The 15,789-nt window shown below is 70.6% G+C and carries 13 protein-coding genes; 10 read left to right on the plus strand and 3 right to left on the minus strand.

Going from position 1 to position 15,789, the window contains the following annotated elements:
* The first annotated feature begins 57 nt into the window (after window positions 1-57).
* From CLT74_RS23485 to CLT74_RS23525, 9 genes are all read left to right on the plus strand, one after another.
* On the plus strand, window positions 58-3,180 hold the full coding sequence (locus tag CLT74_RS23485) for a DNA polymerase III subunit gamma and tau (protein WP_099848895.1): 3,123 nt from the start codon (window positions 58-60) through the stop codon (window positions 3,178-3,180).
* A gap of 247 nt (window positions 3,181-3,427) precedes the next feature.
* Entirely contained in the window at window positions 3,428-3,736 is a 309-nt protein-coding gene (locus CLT74_RS23490) for a YbaB/EbfC family nucleoid-associated protein (protein WP_247674451.1), read from the plus strand.
* 8 nt (window positions 3,737-3,744) lie between these two features.
* Window positions 3,745-4,338, plus strand: coding sequence for a recombination mediator RecR (gene recR, locus CLT74_RS23495; protein ID WP_099848899.1), 594 nt, complete (start codon window positions 3,745-3,747; stop codon window positions 4,336-4,338).
* A 48-nt stretch (window positions 4,339-4,386) separates the two neighbouring features.
* Window positions 4,387-4,824, plus strand: a complete 438-nt coding sequence (locus CLT74_RS23500) for a hypothetical protein (RefSeq protein WP_099848901.1) — start codon at window positions 4,387-4,389, stop codon at window positions 4,822-4,824.
* Window positions 4,825-5,085: 261 nt separating this feature from the next.
* Window positions 5,086-6,747, plus strand: a complete 1,662-nt coding sequence (locus tag CLT74_RS23505; RefSeq protein WP_099848903.1) for an ABC transporter substrate-binding protein — start codon at window positions 5,086-5,088, stop codon at window positions 6,745-6,747.
* 76 nt (window positions 6,748-6,823) lie between these two features.
* Window positions 6,824-7,828 carry an ABC transporter permease gene (locus CLT74_RS23510; protein ID WP_099848905.1) on the plus strand — a complete coding sequence of 335 codons (1,005 nt, stop codon included), beginning with the start codon at window positions 6,824-6,826 and terminating at the stop codon, window positions 7,826-7,828.
* The gene (locus tag CLT74_RS23515) at window positions 7,825-8,793 is read left to right on the plus strand and encodes an ABC transporter permease (RefSeq protein ID WP_099848907.1); all 969 of its coding nucleotides are present in this window, start codon (window positions 7,825-7,827) and stop codon (window positions 8,791-8,793) included. The genes CLT74_RS23510 and CLT74_RS23515 overlap by 4 nt, the downstream gene beginning before the upstream one ends.
* 63 nt (window positions 8,794-8,856) lie before the next feature.
* Complete coding sequence (locus CLT74_RS23520; protein ID WP_099848909.1) at window positions 8,857-9,972, plus strand: ABC transporter ATP-binding protein; 1,116 nt, start codon at window positions 8,857-8,859, stop codon at window positions 9,970-9,972.
* A complete protein-coding gene (locus tag CLT74_RS23525; protein ID WP_099848911.1) occupies window positions 9,969-11,072 on the plus strand; it encodes an oligopeptide/dipeptide ABC transporter ATP-binding protein in 1,104 nt (367 codons plus the stop codon). Before CLT74_RS23520 ends, CLT74_RS23525 begins: the two co-directional genes overlap by 4 nt.
* A gap of 47 nt (window positions 11,073-11,119) precedes the next feature.
* Here the strand turns inward: CLT74_RS23525 and CLT74_RS23530 are convergent, their stop codons facing one another.
* Both CLT74_RS23530 and CLT74_RS23535 read right to left on the minus strand, forming a co-directional pair.
* On the minus strand, window positions 11,120-11,566 hold the full coding sequence (locus CLT74_RS23530) for a hypothetical protein (protein WP_099848913.1): 447 nt from the start codon (window positions 11,564-11,566) through the stop codon (window positions 11,120-11,122).
* Window positions 11,548-12,207: an HNH endonuclease family protein gene (locus CLT74_RS23535; protein WP_099848915.1), complete on the minus strand. Its 660-nt coding sequence runs from the start codon at window positions 12,205-12,207 to the stop codon at window positions 11,548-11,550. The genes CLT74_RS23530 and CLT74_RS23535 overlap by 19 nt, the downstream gene beginning before the upstream one ends.
* 108 nt (window positions 12,208-12,315) lie before the next feature.
* On the opposite strand from CLT74_RS23535, the gene CLT74_RS23540 reads away from it, so the two are divergent.
* Window positions 12,316-13,788, plus strand: coding sequence for an MFS transporter (locus tag CLT74_RS23540; RefSeq protein WP_099848917.1), 1,473 nt, complete (start codon window positions 12,316-12,318; stop codon window positions 13,786-13,788).
* Between the two features lie 39 nt (window positions 13,789-13,827).
* Here CLT74_RS23540 and leuA read toward each other — a convergent pair whose 3' ends face one another.
* Window positions 13,828-15,585: a 2-isopropylmalate synthase gene (gene leuA / locus CLT74_RS23545; RefSeq protein ID WP_099848919.1), complete on the minus strand. Its 1,758-nt coding sequence runs from the start codon at window positions 15,583-15,585 to the stop codon at window positions 13,828-13,830.
* Between the last annotated feature and the right edge of the window lie 204 nt (window positions 15,586-15,789).

The raw sequence follows: 15,789 nt of genomic DNA on the forward strand, positions 1-15,789 counted from the left end.
GTGGTCAGGCGGGGCGGGGCGGCGCAGAATGGCTCGGTCGAGAGGAGGCGGGACGCCGTGGCACTGGCGCTCTACCGCAAGTACCGGCCGCGTACCTTCGCCGAGGTCATCGGGCAGGAGCACGTCACCGAGCCGTTGTCGCAGGCGCTGCGCAGCGGGCGGCTCAACCACGCGTACCTCTTCTCCGGTCCACGCGGCTGCGGGAAAACCTCAAGCGCCCGCATCCTGGCCCGCTCGCTCAACTGCGAACACGGCCCCACCCCGGAGCCCTGCGGCACCTGCGACTCGTGTCGCTCGCTGTCCGGGGACGGGGCAGGCTCGATCGACGTCATCGAGATCGACGCGGCCAGCCACGGTGGCGTGGACGACGCCCGTGAGCTGCGGGAGAAGGCGTTCTTCGCGCCGGCCAACAGCCGATTCAAGATCTACGTCATCGACGAGGCGCACATGGTCTCGTCGGCCGGTTTCAACGCGCTGCTCAAGCTGGTCGAGGAACCCCCGGAGTACGTCAAGTTCATCTTCGCCACCACCGAGCCGGAGAAGGTCCTCGGCACCATCAAGTCGCGGACCCACCACTACCCGTTCCGGCTGATCCCACCGAAGGTGCTCCGGCCGTACCTGGAGCAGCTCACCCAGGCCGAGGGGGTGCCTGTCGAACCGGCGGTGTTCCCGCTCGTCGTGCGGGCCGGCGGCGGCAGCGCCCGGGACAGTCTCTCCGTACTCGACCAGCTCATCGCCGGTGCCGGCCCCGACGGGGTGACCTACGCCCGGGCCGCCGCACTGCTCGGCGTCACCGACGCGGCGCTCATCGACGAGATGTGCGACGCCCTCGCCGCCGGGGACGGCGCCGCCGCGTTCGCCACAGTCGACCGGGTCGCCGAGGCCGGGCACGATCCCCGCCGGTTCGCCGCCGACCTGCTGGAACGGCTCCGCGATCTGATCGTGCTCCAGCAGGTCCCCGACGCGGTGACCAAGGGGCTCATCGACGGGCCGGACGACCAGATCGAGCGGATGGCCGCCCAGGCCCAACAGCTCGGTCCGGGCACCCTGTCCCGCTGCGCCGACATCGTGCACGACGGCCTGGTGGAGATGCGCGGCACCACCGCGCCCCGGCTGCTGCTGGAGCTGATCTGCGCCCGGATGCTGCTGCCGGGCGTCGACGACGCCACCGGCGGCCTGCTCCAGCGCCTCGAACGCATGGAGCGACGGCTCACCCTGGCCGGCACCGACGCGCCGCCGGCCACCGCCGGCTCCGCGCCCACCCCCAACCCCTCGGCGGTACGCACCCAGCCTCCCGCCGCGCCCGCGGCTGCCGCCGCGAACCGGGCCGGGACCGGCGCTGCCGCGCCGGCTACCGCCACCTCGTCGAGCGCCGTCCCGCCTTCCGGTCGCGGCAACGCGTCCCCGTCAGCCGAACGCGGCAACGGCCATTCCTCTGGTCACCACGCGTCGACCGGTCCCGACGGCGTGACCGAGAGCGCCGGTCGTGACGGTGTGACGTCGGGTGTCGGTCGTGTCGGGTCATCGGAAGGTCCCGATGGCACGACTCAGAACGCCGGTCGTGCCGGTGTGGCCCCGACGGCCGGGTCGGGGACGGGCGGTACCGCAGCCGGGGGTGGGGCCGACGCCGGTCGCCGCGCCGGCATGAACGGGACCGCTGACGGTCCGGCCGCCGGCCCCGGTGACGGTCGTCCGGGATGGTCGGGTGGCACCCAGGACGGTGCGGCAGACGGTGCGGCCACGCCCCGGCGACCCGTGCCGCAGTCGGCCGTCATGCCCGATCCGGCGACCCCGGAGCCGCCTCGCCCCGGCGCGGTGAGCCCCGGCGTACTGGACGCGGTGGCGGTGCGCCGGGTCTGGCCGGAAGTGGTGGGCAAGGTCAACCGGAGCAACAAGCGGATCGCCGCGCTGATGCGCGACGCGGTGGTCCGTGACCTCGACGGGGACACCCTCGTGCTGACCGTGAAGTCCGCGGTGCTGGCCCGGATGATGTCCGACCACGCGCAGGTGCTCACCGACGCGCTCTACGAGGAGTTGGGTGGGCGCTGGCAGATCCGCTGCGAGGTGGCGGGCGAGCGGGGCGGAGTGTCGCCCGGCTCGGCCCGTGGCGTACCCGCTGCCGGCCCCGCCCTCCCACCGGCCGTCGCCGGTCCGGGAGCGCCGACGCCCGGAGCTGACCGAGGCCGCTCCGGTGGCACCTCCGACACCGATCGGCCGGCTGCCACCTCCGACACCGACCGGCCGGGTGACGCGGCTGCCACCGTTACCGATGACGACGAGTGGCCGGAGCCGGCCCGCCCTGGTGGCAGTGCCCCGACCTCGTCCGCCGCCGACGGCACGTCCGACGACGAGTGGCCGGAGCCGGCCCGCCCGGGCGGCTTGGCCGTCGAGGCCGGGGCGGACCCGTCCAGCGCACCTCGGACGGCTGCGCCGCACACCTCGGCGGACGGATCAACCGCGCCTGGCCTCCCGGCGGGCCGCGGTGCGAACCCGCAGCACGGCTCATCTGCCGCCGCACCGGGCCGGGCGGCGAGCACCAACCCGGGTGACCCGACGAGCACCGCCTCGGGCGGGGCAGTGCGTGCTACCTCGGGTGGGGTGGACCTTGCGCCGGGTGGCGTGATGGGCAATGCCTCGGGTGGGGCGGCGGGCGTTACCTCGGGTGGGGCGGACCTTGCGCCGGGTGGCGCGACGAGCGCCGTCTCGGGTGGGGCGGCTGGCAACGCCTCGGGTAGGACGACCAACGCCGCCTCGGGTGGGGCGGTGAACGCCGCCTCGGGTGCGGCGGTGAACGTCGCGCCCCGGCAGACGGCGGCGACGAACGGTAACGGCAGACCCGGTCGCCCCGGTGGCGCACCGGTGAGCAGTGCGATCGCGGCGGCTCGGGCGGCGGCGGCCGGCCGGGGTCCGCGTACCGGTCAGAGGGGCCGGCAGACCGCGGACGTGGAGTTCGCCGGTGAGCCGCCGTACGACCCGGATTTCGACGGCCCGTTGCGCGGTGGCGCGGGACGTCCCGGCGCTGCTCAACCGCCCGCCACTCCCGCCTACGAGGGCTTCGACCCGGGTGACGAGCCACTCGACGAGATCATCGACGAGAAGACCGCCCGCGAGTCGAGCGAGGAACAGGCCGTACGCCTCCTCCGCGACGCCTTCGGCACCGTCGAAAAACTCACCGACTAACCCCACCCCCACCCCCCACCCCACCCCGTTCGCCGCGATCTTGCAGTTTTCGTCCCCGTAAATGCGATCGAAAGCGGCATAAGGGCGACCAGAAGTGCAAGATCGGCGGGACAGGGGGAGGGGCAGGGGGAGGGAGGGGCGGGGGGTGGGTGCGGCGCGGGGGGTGGGTCGGTGGGGGCGTTAGGGTGGGCGGCGGCAGGGTAGGCGAGTTGAGGGAGTCATCGTGCGGCCTGGTGGACAGCCGAACATGCAGCAGATGCTGAAGCAGGCGCAGAAGATGCAGCAGCAGATCGCCAAGGCGCAGGCCGAGCTGGCCGAGGCCGAGGTGACCGGCACCGCCGGCGGTGGTCTGGTGACCGCGGTCGTCACCGGTTCCGGCGAGGTGAAGAGCATCAAGATCGACCCGAAGGCCGTCGACCCGGACGACGTGGAGACCCTTGAGGATCTGGTCGTCGCCGCGCTGCACAACGCCACCGAGGCGGCCCGCGAGCTGACCGAGCAGAAGATGGGCCCGGTCGCGGGCGGGATGGGCGGCCTCGGCCTGCCCGGGTTCTGAGCCCGCAGATGTACGAGGGTGCCATCCAGGATCTGATCGACGAGCTGGGACGGCTGCCGGGCGTGGGCCCCAAGAGCGCCCAGCGGATCGCCTTTCACGTGTTGTCCGCCGACCCGGCCGATGTCAACCGGCTGGCCGGCGCGCTGCGCAAGGTCAAGGAGCTGGTGCGGTTCTGCACCAGCTGCTACAACGTCGCCGAGTCCGACACGTGCCGGATCTGCCGCGACCCGCGCCGCACCGACGAGGTGATCTGCGTGGTCGAGGAGCCGAAGGACGTGGTGGCGATCGAGCGGACCGGTGAGTTCCGCGGTCGGTACCACGTTCTCGGCGGTGCGATCAATCCGCTGGAAGGCATCGGGCCGGACAATCTGCGCATCCGCGAGCTGATGACCCGTCTCGGTGGCGGAGCGATCCGCGAGTTGATCCTGGCCACCGATCCGAACACCGAGGGCGAGGCGACCGCCACCTATCTCGCCCTGATGGTGAAGCCGATGGGGATCGCCGTGACCCGGCTGGCCAGTGGGCTGCCGGTCGGTGGCGACCTGGAGTACGCCGACGAGATCACCCTGGGCCGGGCCTTCGAGGGCCGCCGGGCCGTGTGACGACCCGCCACGGGCGGACGGTGATGTCGCGGCGCAGGGGAGGGCGGCGTGCGGCAGGAGCGGGACGACCGGCCGTGGACGCCGTCGGTGCTGGCGGCGTTGCTCGTCGTCGGGGTGCTTGCCGGCTGGTTGTGCCTCAGGGCGGAGCTGCGGGAGTTCCGGGAGGCCCGACGGGACGGCGTGGCGACCGCCGAGCAGGAACTGGACCAGCGGGCCGGTCGCTACGCCGAGGCGGTGGTCGCCGCCGGGGCCCGGACGTCCGACGACCGGTTGCGCACCCTGGCGGCCGAGCAGGGAGTGGATGTCCGGGAGATCCGCCGGGAGCCGGAGCTGTCGTTGGTCGTCGAGTCGACCGAGGCCTACGGTCCATGGCCGGACGGATTGCTGCAGCTGTGCCACCGACTCGATTTCCGGGCGTTGGGCGGCCCTGATGGCGGCTTTGATCTGGTGCGTCTGCCCTCCTGCCCGCTGCCGCCAACACCGTGAGAGGCGCCGGCCGACGGTATGACACCGGCGTTAGGGACCGCCCGATTGATGTAACAGAATGATATCGATTGTATGGGGCTATTGAGGGGTTATGTCCGTGGGCCTGCTGGCCCGTCTCACCTGGGCCAGGCAGTAAGGACACGATCCGGTACCAAGAGCTTCCCGCGCCGTTTCCCGCCGGTCCGAACGGGAGCTAAGGTCACGCCCATCGGTGACCCTGTCACCACGTTGTCCGTACCCCCAAGGACGAGGTGAAGCACCATGCGTGCATCCAGGCCGAAGGTCGCTATCGCGGCCGTGGCGGCCGCGGCCCTCGCGGTTGCAGGCTGTGCCGAGAGCGACCGCGAAGGTTCCAGCGGTAGTAGCAAGGACACCCTGGTCTTCGGCGTCGCCGGCGACCCGAAGGTGCTCGACCCCAGCTTCGCCAGTGACGGTGAGTCGCTGCGCGTGGCCCGCCAGGTGTTCGAGACGCTGGTCCGCCCGGAGGAGGGTGGCACCAAGGTCAGCCCCGGTCTCGCCGAGTCCTGGGAGCCGGACGCCGCGGGCACCACGTGGACGTTCAAGCTGCGCTCCGGTGTGAAGTTCCACGACGGCACCGACTTCAACGCCGAGGCTGTCTGCGTCAACTTCGACCGCTGGTACAACGCCAAGGGCCTCATGCAGAGCCCGGACGTGACCGCGTACTGGCAGGACGTCATGGGCGGCTTCGCCGCCAACGAGGACGACACCCTCGGTGAGAGCCTCTTCAAGTCCTGCTCCGCGACCGACCCCACGACTGTTGCGCTGACCTTCAGCCGGGTCTCCAGCAAGATCCCGGCCGCCCTGATGCTGCCGTCCTTCTCCATGCACAGCCCGAAGGCGCTCCAGGAGTACGACGCCAGCAACGTCTCGGGCAGCGCGGACGACATCAAGTACCCGGTGTACGCGACCGAGCACCCGACCGGTACCGGTCCGTTCAAGTTCAAGGCCTGGGACGTCCCGAACAAGACGCTGACCCTGGAGCGGAACGAGGACTACTGGGGCGACAAGGCCAAGCTCAAGAGCCTGATCTTCAAGACCATCTCGGACGAGAACGCGCGTAAGCAGGAGCTGCGTTCCGGCGGCATCCAGGGCTACGACCTGGTCGGCCCGGCCGACGTCCAGCCGCTCAAGGACGAGGGCTTCAACCTCCTGACCCGGCCCGCCTTCAACATCCTCTACCTGGCCATCAACCAGAAGGGGAACCCGAAGCTGGCCGACCTGAAGGTCCGGCAGGCGCTCGCCCACGCGATCAACCGGCAGGCGCTTGTCGACTCGAAGCTGCCCCCGGGCGCCCAGGTCGCGGTGAACTTCTTCCCCGACACGGTCGAGGGCTGGAACGGCGACGTCACCAAGTACGAGTACGACGTCGAGAAGGCCAAGTCGCTGCTGGCCGAGGCCGGCGCGTCGGACCTGACCCTGCGGTTCCACTACCCGACCGAGGTCACCCGGCCCTACATGCCCAACCCGAAGGACCTGTTCGAGCTGGTCTCGGCGGACCTCCAGGCGGCTGGCATCAAGATCGAGCCGATCCCGCTGAAGTGGAGCCCGGACTACCTCAACGCCACCACCTCCGGTACCGCGCACGACCTGCACTTCCTCGGGTGGACCGGCGACTACGGCGACGGCTACAACTTCATCGGCACGTTCTTCGACCGGCAGAAGGACGAGTGGGGCTTCAACAACAAGGCCCTGTTCGACAAGTTCCGGCAGGCGGACACCACCCCGGACCAGGCGGCGAAGGTGGCGCTCTACAAGGAACTGAACGCCGACATCATGAACTTCCTGCCCGGTGTGCCGATCTCGCACTCGCCGCCGGCAATCGTGTTCGGCAAGGACGTGACCGGGGTCAAGGCGAGCCCGCTCACCGACGAGCGGTTCTCGACCGCCGAGTTCAAGTCCTGATCTGACGCACTGACCGCGGGCGGGCGCTGTGACTCACAGCGCCCGCCCGTGATCCCTGCCCCCTTCCGAGGCCGCCGTGTTCCGGTTCATCGTCAGACGCCTGCTTCAGCTGGTACCCACGCTGTTCGGGCTCTCCATCCTGTTGTTCATCTGGCTCCGGCGGTTGCCCGGAGGCCCTGAGACCGCCATTCTGGGTGAGCGGGGCACCCCCGAGATGCGTGCCGCGATCCGCCGCAATCTCGGTCTCGACGAGCCGATCCTGATCCAGTACGGCCGGTTCGTCCGGCGGATGATCCGCCTGGACCTGGGCACGTCCATCTCGACCAAGCGCGAGGTGACGACGGAGTTCCTGCAACGCTTCCCCGGCACCGTCGAGCTGACCATCACCGCGATGGTGATCGCGATCGGCATCGGCATCCCGCTGGGCTACCTGGCCGCCCGCCGGCGCGGCCGGTTCCTCGACCACGCCTCCGTCGGCGGCTCGCTGATCGGCATCTGCACTCCGGTCTTCTTCCTGGCGTACATCCTCAAGGCGGTCTTCTCGGAGAACCTGGGCTGGTTCCCGTCCAGCGGCCGGCAGGATCCGACAATCGGCGCCACCCGGATCACCAACTTCTTCGTGCTCGACGGGCTGATGACCCGCGAGTGGGACGCCGCCGCCGACGCGCTCATGCATCTCGTGCTGCCCGGCCTGGCGCTGGCCAGCATCCCGTTGGCGATCATCGTCCGGATCACCAGGGCCAGCGTGCTGGAGGTGCTCAACGAGGACTTCGTCCGCACCGCCGAGGCTAAGGGGCTGACCGAGAACGTGGTCCGCCGTCGGCACGTGCTGCGCAACGCGATGCTCCCGGTGGCGACCTCGATCGGTCTGCTCACCGGCGGCCTGCTCTCCGGCGCGGTGCTCACCGAGACCGTCTTCGCGTTCAGCGGCATCGGTGCCTTTCTCGCACAGGCGATCGATCAGCGCGACTATCCGGTCCTGATGGGTTTCATCATGATCATCGCGGTGGTCTACGTGCTGGTGAACCTGCTCGTGGACCTCTCCTACAGCCTGATCGACCCGAGGGTGAGGGTCCGATGACGATCATCAGTGGCAAGAAGCGCGAGAAGATCGACCGGCTCGCCGAACTCGCCGCCCGCGAGGAGGAGCGAGGAGTCAGCCTCTGGCAGGACGCCTTCCGCCGGTTGCGGCGCAACCCGGCAGCCATCGTCGGCGCGGTGATCCTGACCATCTTCGTGCTGGTCGCGGTCGTCGGCCCGTTCTTCGTGCCGTACGGCCCGAAGGACACCATCGGCATCCGCGAGGGCGTGGTCCGGGTGGGCCAGGGCCTGATCCCCGGGCACTCGGCCGAGCACTGGCTCGGCTACGACCACCAGGGCCGGGACGTCTTCAGCCGGATGATCGTGGGAGCCCGGCAGACCCTGCTGGTCGGCGTGGTCGCCACCCTTATCGGTCTGGCCGTCGGCGCGTTCATCGGTGGTGTCGCCGGTGCCGCCGCCGGCCTCGGCGGTCGGTTGGGCCGCTGGGTGGACACCATCCTGATGCGCTTCATCGACATGCTGCTGGCGATGCCCAGCCTGCTGCTCGCGGTGAGTATCGCCGCGCTGCTCGGGCCGAGTCTGACCACCGTGATGATCGCGGTGGGTGTGGTCTCGGTGCCGGTCTTCGCCCGGCTGCTGCGTGGCTCGATGATCGCCCAGTCCAACAGCGACTACGTGCTGGCGGCCACCTCGCTCGGCGTCCGCAAGTCCAAGATCGCGCTTGCTCACGTGCTGCCGAACTCGCTCGCTCCGGTCATCGTGCAGGCCACCCTGACGCTGGCCACCGCGATCATCGAGGCCGCCGCGCTGTCGTACCTCGGCCTCGGCAACCCGGACTCGGCCACCCCCGAGTGGGGCGTGATGCTTGCCGACGCGCAGCAGTGGCTCGGCATCCGGCCGGCGCTGGCCATCTATCCGGCGGTCGCCATCATCATCACCGCGCTGGGCTTCACCCTGCTCGGTGAGGCGATGCGTGAGGCCCTCGACCCGAAGCTGCGGAAGTAGGTGTGCCGAGCATGAACAGGGCGTACGCGACTTCCGGGGCCGTGAACGAAAGGGCGGTGCGGCATGGCACTGCTTGATGTCGAAGATCTTTCCGTCAGCTTCGCCCGGCGCGGTCAGCGGACCGTGCGGGCCGTCGACGGGGTCTCCTTCTCCGTCGACGCGGGTGAGGTGGTCGGCCTGGTCGGTGAGTCCGGCTGCGGCAAGTCGGTGACCTCACTGGCGATCATGGGCCTGCTGCCCAAGCAGCCCGGCCTTCAGGTGGCCGGCAAGGCCGTCTTCGACGGCACCGACCTGCTCCAGCTCGACGATCGGTCGCGGCGGGACATCCGGGGTCGGGACATCGCGATGATCTTCCAGGATCCGCTGTCCTCGCTGAACCCGGTGGTGCCGATCGGCATCCAGGTCACCGAGGTGCTGACCCGGCACCGCGGGATGCGAGGGGAGGCGGCGGCGAAGGAGGCGGCGCAGCTGTTGGACCGGGTCGGCATCCCCGACCCGAAGCGGCGGCTGAAGGAGTACCCCCACCAGCTCTCCGGCGGGATGCGCCAGCGTGCCCTGATCGCCATGGCGGTGGCCTGCCAGCCCCGGCTGCTCATCGCCGACGAGCCGACGACAGCGCTGGACGTCACCATCCAGGCACAGATCCTGGAGCTGCTGAAGGAACTGGTCCGGGAGTCCGACACCGCGCTGGTGATGATCACGCACGACCTGGGCGTGGTGGCCGGCATGTGCGACACCGTCAACGTGCTCTACGGCGGTCGGGTGGTGGAGACCGCCCGGCGGCGTCCGCTGTTCCGTCACCCCCGGCACCCGTACACCGTGGGGTTGCTCGGTTCGGTGCCGCGCCTGGACGCGGGGCGCGGCGAACGGCTCAACCCGATCCCGGGCTCGGTGCGTGACCTGCTGCCCTGGCCGGACGGCTGCGCCTTCGCCCCGCGCTGCACCCGGCGGGTGGACGCCTGCGTCGGCGAGCCGCCGGAGCTGGTGCTGGCCCACGACGCGCGCAGCTACCGTTGCGTCAACCCGGCCCCCGTGCCGGGTCTGACGCCGGGCGAGGAGGTCCGGGAGGTGGTACCGGGGCAGGCCACGCCGGGTTCGGTACCCGCGCAGGCGGTGCCGGACGACCCGCCGGCCGTGCCGGGCCTGGCCGGCGCACCCAGCGAGGAGGAGACGCCGTGACCGGAGAGGACATCCTCGTCGAGGTACGGGACCTGAAGGTGCACTTTCCGATCAGGCGGGGAGTGCTGTTCGACCGCACGGTCGGCCACGTCAAGGCGGTCGACGGGGTGGACCTGCGCATCGCGCGCGGCCGGACGTACGGCCTGGTCGGCGAGTCGGGCTGCGGGAAGTCCACGCTCGGGCGGGCACTGCTCCAGCTCAACCCGCCGACCTCGGGCGAGGTCAGCTTCGACGGGGTCGAGCTGACCAAGCTGGCACCCGGCAAGCTGCGCACGATGCGGCGGCGCATGCAGATGATCTTCCAGGACCCGATGTCCAGCCTCGATCCACGGCAGAACGTCGAGTCGATCCTCACCGAGGGTCTCCAGGCGCACGGCATCGGCGGTGACCGGGACGGCCGGCGGAAGATCATCGCCGAGACGCTGGACAAGGTCGGGCTGCCGCGCTGGGCGCTGTCCCGCTACCCGCACGAGTTCTCCGGCGGCCAGCGCCAGCGCATCGGTATCGCCCGAGCGCTGGTGCTCGGACCGGAGCTGATCGTCGCCGACGAGCCGGTCTCCGCGCTGGACGTGTCGATCCAGGCCCAGGTGGTCAACCTGCTCGACGAACTCCAGGACGACCTCGGCCTGACCTACCTGGTGATCGCGCACGACCTCGCGGTGGTCCGGCACATCTCCGACACCGTCGGCGTGATGTACCTGGGCGCACTCGTCGAGGAGGCACCGAGCGACAGGCTCTACACCGAACCGCTGCACCCGTACACCCGGGCGCTGATGTCGGCGGTGCCGGTGCCGGACCCCGACGTGGAGGACCGCCGGGAGCGGATCCTGCTCGCCGGTGACCTGCCTTCGCCGGCCAACCCGCCGTCGGGCTGTCGCTTCCACACCCGGTGCCCGTGGGCGCAGCCGACCCGCTGCGCCGACGAGCGGCCGGAGCTGCGGGAGATCGGCGGCAGCCGGGTCGCCTGCCACTGGGCCGAGCAGATCGCCAGCGGTGAGCTGCGTCCGCACAAGGTCAGCGTGGAGATCGTCCGGCCGGCGGGCGAGGGCGAGGAACCGTCAGTCGTCTCCGCCCCCACCGAGCCCGGCTCCTTCGTGTGAGTCCGGGCCCCGTCTGCGGGGCCCGGACCAGGTCCGCGACGGTGCGATCAGCCCTCCGGACGGTGCAGCAGGCCGACGGCGATGCCGTGCACCGCGTCCAGGTCGGCGGCGTCGGCCAACGGCGCGCTGCCGCCGGTGACCGCGTACCACTCGTCGGCGTCCTTGTACTGCACGCGCAGGCTGACCCGCCCGTCGGCGAAGTCGGTGCGCAGCGTCAGCTCCCCGGTGACCACGCCGACCTCGTCGGTCATCACCCCGCCCGGGCCGGGCACGATGTCCTTGGTCCGGCTCTGCGGGCCGGTGGCGCCACCGGCGTCGGCGGTCATCCCCGCACCGGGCACCTCCACCGCGCCCGCGGCGGCACCGTCGGCGGTCATCCCGGCGGTGGCCGGGCCGGGGCTGCCGGTGGCGGCCGCCGCGTCCTCACCGCCGGGGTCCGGCGCGCGCTCGGGCGCCGGGGCACCGTCGGCGCCGGTTACGGCTTGCTCTCCCATGTGCAGCCCTCCAACATGTCGGCCAGCTCGGCCTGCTCGGCACTTGTCACCGTCAGCTGCCAGTGGTGCTTCACCGCCACCCAGTCCCCGGCATATTGACACCAGTATGACCGGTTTGATGGCTTCCACTGAGACGGGTCCTGGTCACCCTTTGCCCGGTTGGAGGACGCGGAAACCGCAAAGAGCTGCGGCCGGTCGAGGTCGTTGGCGAAGTCGCTGCGCTTCGAGTCGTCCCATTCGTCGGCGCCGGAGCGCCAGGCGTTGGCAAGCGGGACCATGTGGTCGATGTCCACGTCGGAGGGGTCGGTGAAGCTACGTCCGTCGTAGACGCTCTCCCACCGCCCACCGACCACGTTGCAGCCGGAGTGCTCGATGTCCTTGCCGTCGCGTTCCAGCACGGTGTCCCGGACATCGCAGTTCTGGCCGGTCTTGCGCCAGTGCGAGAAGCGGTTGCGGCTGTAGCCGCGCATCGATCCCGCCTCGGCGACGGTCAGCTCGGAGAGCATCTGGTTGATGTTGCCGCCGCCGCTCGGCCGCGTGACCGGCTCCTCCTCAAGCGGGACGCAGCCGGCCGCGCCGAGGGTCAGCGCCGCGACGAGCGCCAGCGCCCCCAGGGCGCGCGATCCTGATCTGGTACGCACAGACGACACCTCTCCAGCTTGCGGGCTTCCGGCGATCCCGCACAGTACCCGGCCAGGGTTTCGGCGTTTCGTGGTGTCTGACGGATGGTGCACGGCAGATTGGTAACCATGGCCGAACCCTCGTCCGCTCTCCGTCTGCGCAGCAACGCCGGCCGGGGCACCCTGGCCGCCGCCGTGCTCGCCTCCGGCATGGTCTTCCTGGACAGCACCGTGGTCAACGTGGCGCTGCCCCGCCTCGGTGCCGAACTCGACGCGTCGGTGTCGGGTCTCCAGTGGACCATCAACGGCTACCTGTTGACCCTTGCCGCGTTCGTCCTGCTCGGTGGGGCGCTCGGTGACCGCTTCGGACGTCGACGGATCTTCCTGCTCGGCGTCGTCTGGTTCACCGCGGCTTCCATACTCTGCGGGTTGGCTCTGCGTACCGACTGGCTGGTGGCGGCGCGGTTCCTCCAGGGTGCCGGGGGTGCCCTGCTCACCCCGGGCTCGCTGGCGTTGCTCCAGGCCAGCTTCCATCCCGACGACCGGGCGAAGACGATCGGAGCCTGGTCGGGCCTGTCCGGCGTCTCCACCGCGCTCGGTCCGTTCATCGGCGGTTGGCTGATCGATGCGCTCTCCTGGCGGTGGATCTTCTTCCTGAACGTGCCGCTGGCGGTGCTCGTCGTGCTGGCGACGCTCCGCTGGGTTCCGGAGAGCCGGGACGAGAACGCGTCCCGGAAACGGGGTGCTCGTCAGTTCGACGTGGCCGGCGCGCTGCTCGGCGCACTCGCCCTGGCCGGCGTCACGTACGCGCTCGTCGACGCGCCCGGTCGGGGTCTGCACTCGCCGGCGGTGGTGGCGGCGGCCGTGACCGGGGTGGCCGCCGCGGTCGCGTTCATATTCCTGGAGCGGCGTCGTGGGGACACCGCGATGCTGCCCACCGGCCTGTTCGGCAGCCGGTTGTTCTCGGTGCTGAACCTCTTCACCGTGCTGGTCTACGCCGCCCTCGGCGGCTTCACCTTCTTCATCGCCGTGTACCTGCAGAACGTGATCGGCTGGTCGGCCCTGCTCACCGGCCTCGCGTTGCTGCCGATGACGCTGCTGCTGCTGGTCGGCTCGCCGCTCACCGGTGCGCTGTCGACGAGGATCGGGCCCCGGTTGCCGCTGACCGTCGGACCGGTGCTGGCCGCCGTCGGGCTGCTGATGCTGCGCGAGGTCGAGCCGGGGGCGTCGTACTGGCGGCAGGTGCTACCCGGGGTGGCGATCTTCGGGGCCGGATTGACCCTGGTCGTGGCGCCGCTGACCGCCTCGGTGCTGGCCGCCGTCGAGGACCGTTTCGCGGGCGTGGCAAGCGGCTTCAACAACGCCGCCTCGCGGGTCGGTGGGCTTCTCGCGGTGGCTGCCCTGCCGTTGCTTGTCGGGCTCACCGGCACCGGGTACGAACAACCCGCCGAACTCACCGCCGCCTACCGTGGCTCGCTGCTCTGGTGCGCCGGTCTGCTGTTGGCCGGCGCAGTCATCGCCGCCCTGCTGGTGCGCCGGCCGGCCCGTCGGCCGCCGCCGGCCCAGCCGTGCCACTCGCTGCCGGTCTCCACACCGAAATGACGCAGGGCCCCGCACCGGTGCGGGGCCCTGCCTGTCGTCTCAGCCGCGGGCGCGATTGACGGCGCTGGTGACGGCCTTGATGGAGGCGGTGACGATGTTGGCGTCCATCCCGACACCCCAGACCGTGCGCCCCTGCACCTCGCACTCGACGTACGCGGCGGCCTGTGCGTCCCCACCGGAGGAGAGCGCGTGCTCGTGGTAGTCGAGCACGCGTACGCTCACCCCGGCCGAACCGAGCGCGTTCACGTACGCGTCGATCGGGCCGTTGCCGATCGCGGTGACCGAACGGGACTCGCCGCCGGTGTGGATCTGGGCGGTGATCTCGACCTTGCCGTCGGCGGTGCCGATCGCGTACTCGGACAGGGCCACCGACGGGTCGCGCTGGTGGTCGAGCAGGTACTGACCGGCGAAGATCTGCCACATGGTGGTCGGGTCGACCTCACCGCCGTCGTGGTCGGTGACCTGCTGGACCACGCCGGAGAACTCGATCTGGAGCCGGCGGGGCAGGTCGAGCTGATGCTCGGTCTTCATGATGTACGCGACGCCGCCCTTGCCGGACTGCGAGTTGACCCGGATCACCGCCTCGTAGCTACGGCCCAGGTCCTTCGGGTCGATCGGCAGGTACGGCACCGCCCAGGTGAACTCGTCGACCGGCACCCCGGCCGCCGCCGCATCGGCCTCCAGGGCGGTGAACCCCTTGTTGATGGCGTCCTGGTGGGAGCCGGAGAAGGCGGTGTAGACCAGGTCGCCGGCGTACGGGTGGCGCTCGTGCACGGGCAACTGGTTGCAGTACTCGACGGCCCGTTTGATCTCGTCGATGTCGGAGAAGTCGATCATCGGGTCGATGCCCTGGGAGAACAGGTTCAGCCCCAGGGTGACCAGGTCGACGTTGCCGGTGCGCTCGCCGTTGCCGAACAGGCAGCCCTCGATCCGGTCGGCACCGGCCAGCAGGCCCAGCTCGGCGGCGGCGACCCCGGTGCCCCGGTCGTTGTGCGGGTGCAGGCTGAGCACCAGACTGTCGCGGCGGGGCAGGCGCCGGTGCATCCACTCGATCGAGTCGGCGTACACGTTGGGCATGGCCATCTCGACGGTGGCCGGCAGGTTGATGATCAGCTTGCGGTCCGGGGTGGGATCGACCACCTCGATGACCTTCGCGCACACCTCCAGCGCGTACTCCAGCTCGGTGCCGGTGTAGGACTCCGGCGAGTACTCGTAGAAGATCTCGGTGTCCGGGGTGTGGATCTCGGCGTACTTCTGGCAGAGCCGGGCACCGCTTGTGGCGATGTCGGTGATGCCGTCGCGGTCCAGCCCGAACACCACCCGACGTTGCAGGGTGGAGGTCGAGTTGTAGAAGTGCACGATCGCCCGGCGGGCCCCGCGCAGCGACTCGAAGGTGCGGTCGATCAGGTGCTCCCGGCACTGGGTAAGCACCTGGATGGTGACGTCCTCGGGGATCAGATCCTGCTCGATCAGCTGTCGGACGAAGTCGTAGTCGGTCTGGCTGGCCGACGGGAAGCCGACCTCGATCTCCTTGTAACCCATCTGCACCAGGAGCTGGAACATCCGGCGCTTGCGCTCGGGTGACATCGGGTCGATGAGCGCCTGGTTACCGTCCCGCAGGTCGACCGCGCACCAGCGGGGGGCCGCCTCGACGTGTCGGGTCGGCCAGGTGCGGTCGGGCAGGTCGATCCGGAACTGCTGCCGGTACGGCTGGTAGCGGGCGTACGGCATCCGGCTCGGGCGCTGCCGCGCGAACGGATCGGAGTCGATGTCGGTGGTGCCGGCTGGGTGAGCCATGGCGGAGTTCTCCCGTGGTCATGTGACGTCAGCGATGGAGGTCGGCAGCGAGGCCGAGGACTGTCCGGGAAATGCTGGCGGCGCGGTTCGACTCCGCGACGAGGTGCCGGCCGTCAGGCCCCGTCGCGGCGACCAAGGAGAAGGTGCGCCTGCCACATGACAGAGTGACACTACGTGATGGGAGTCAGGTCTGGGAAGGCTCGT

This window comes from Verrucosispora sp. CNZ293 (assembly GCF_002754655.1).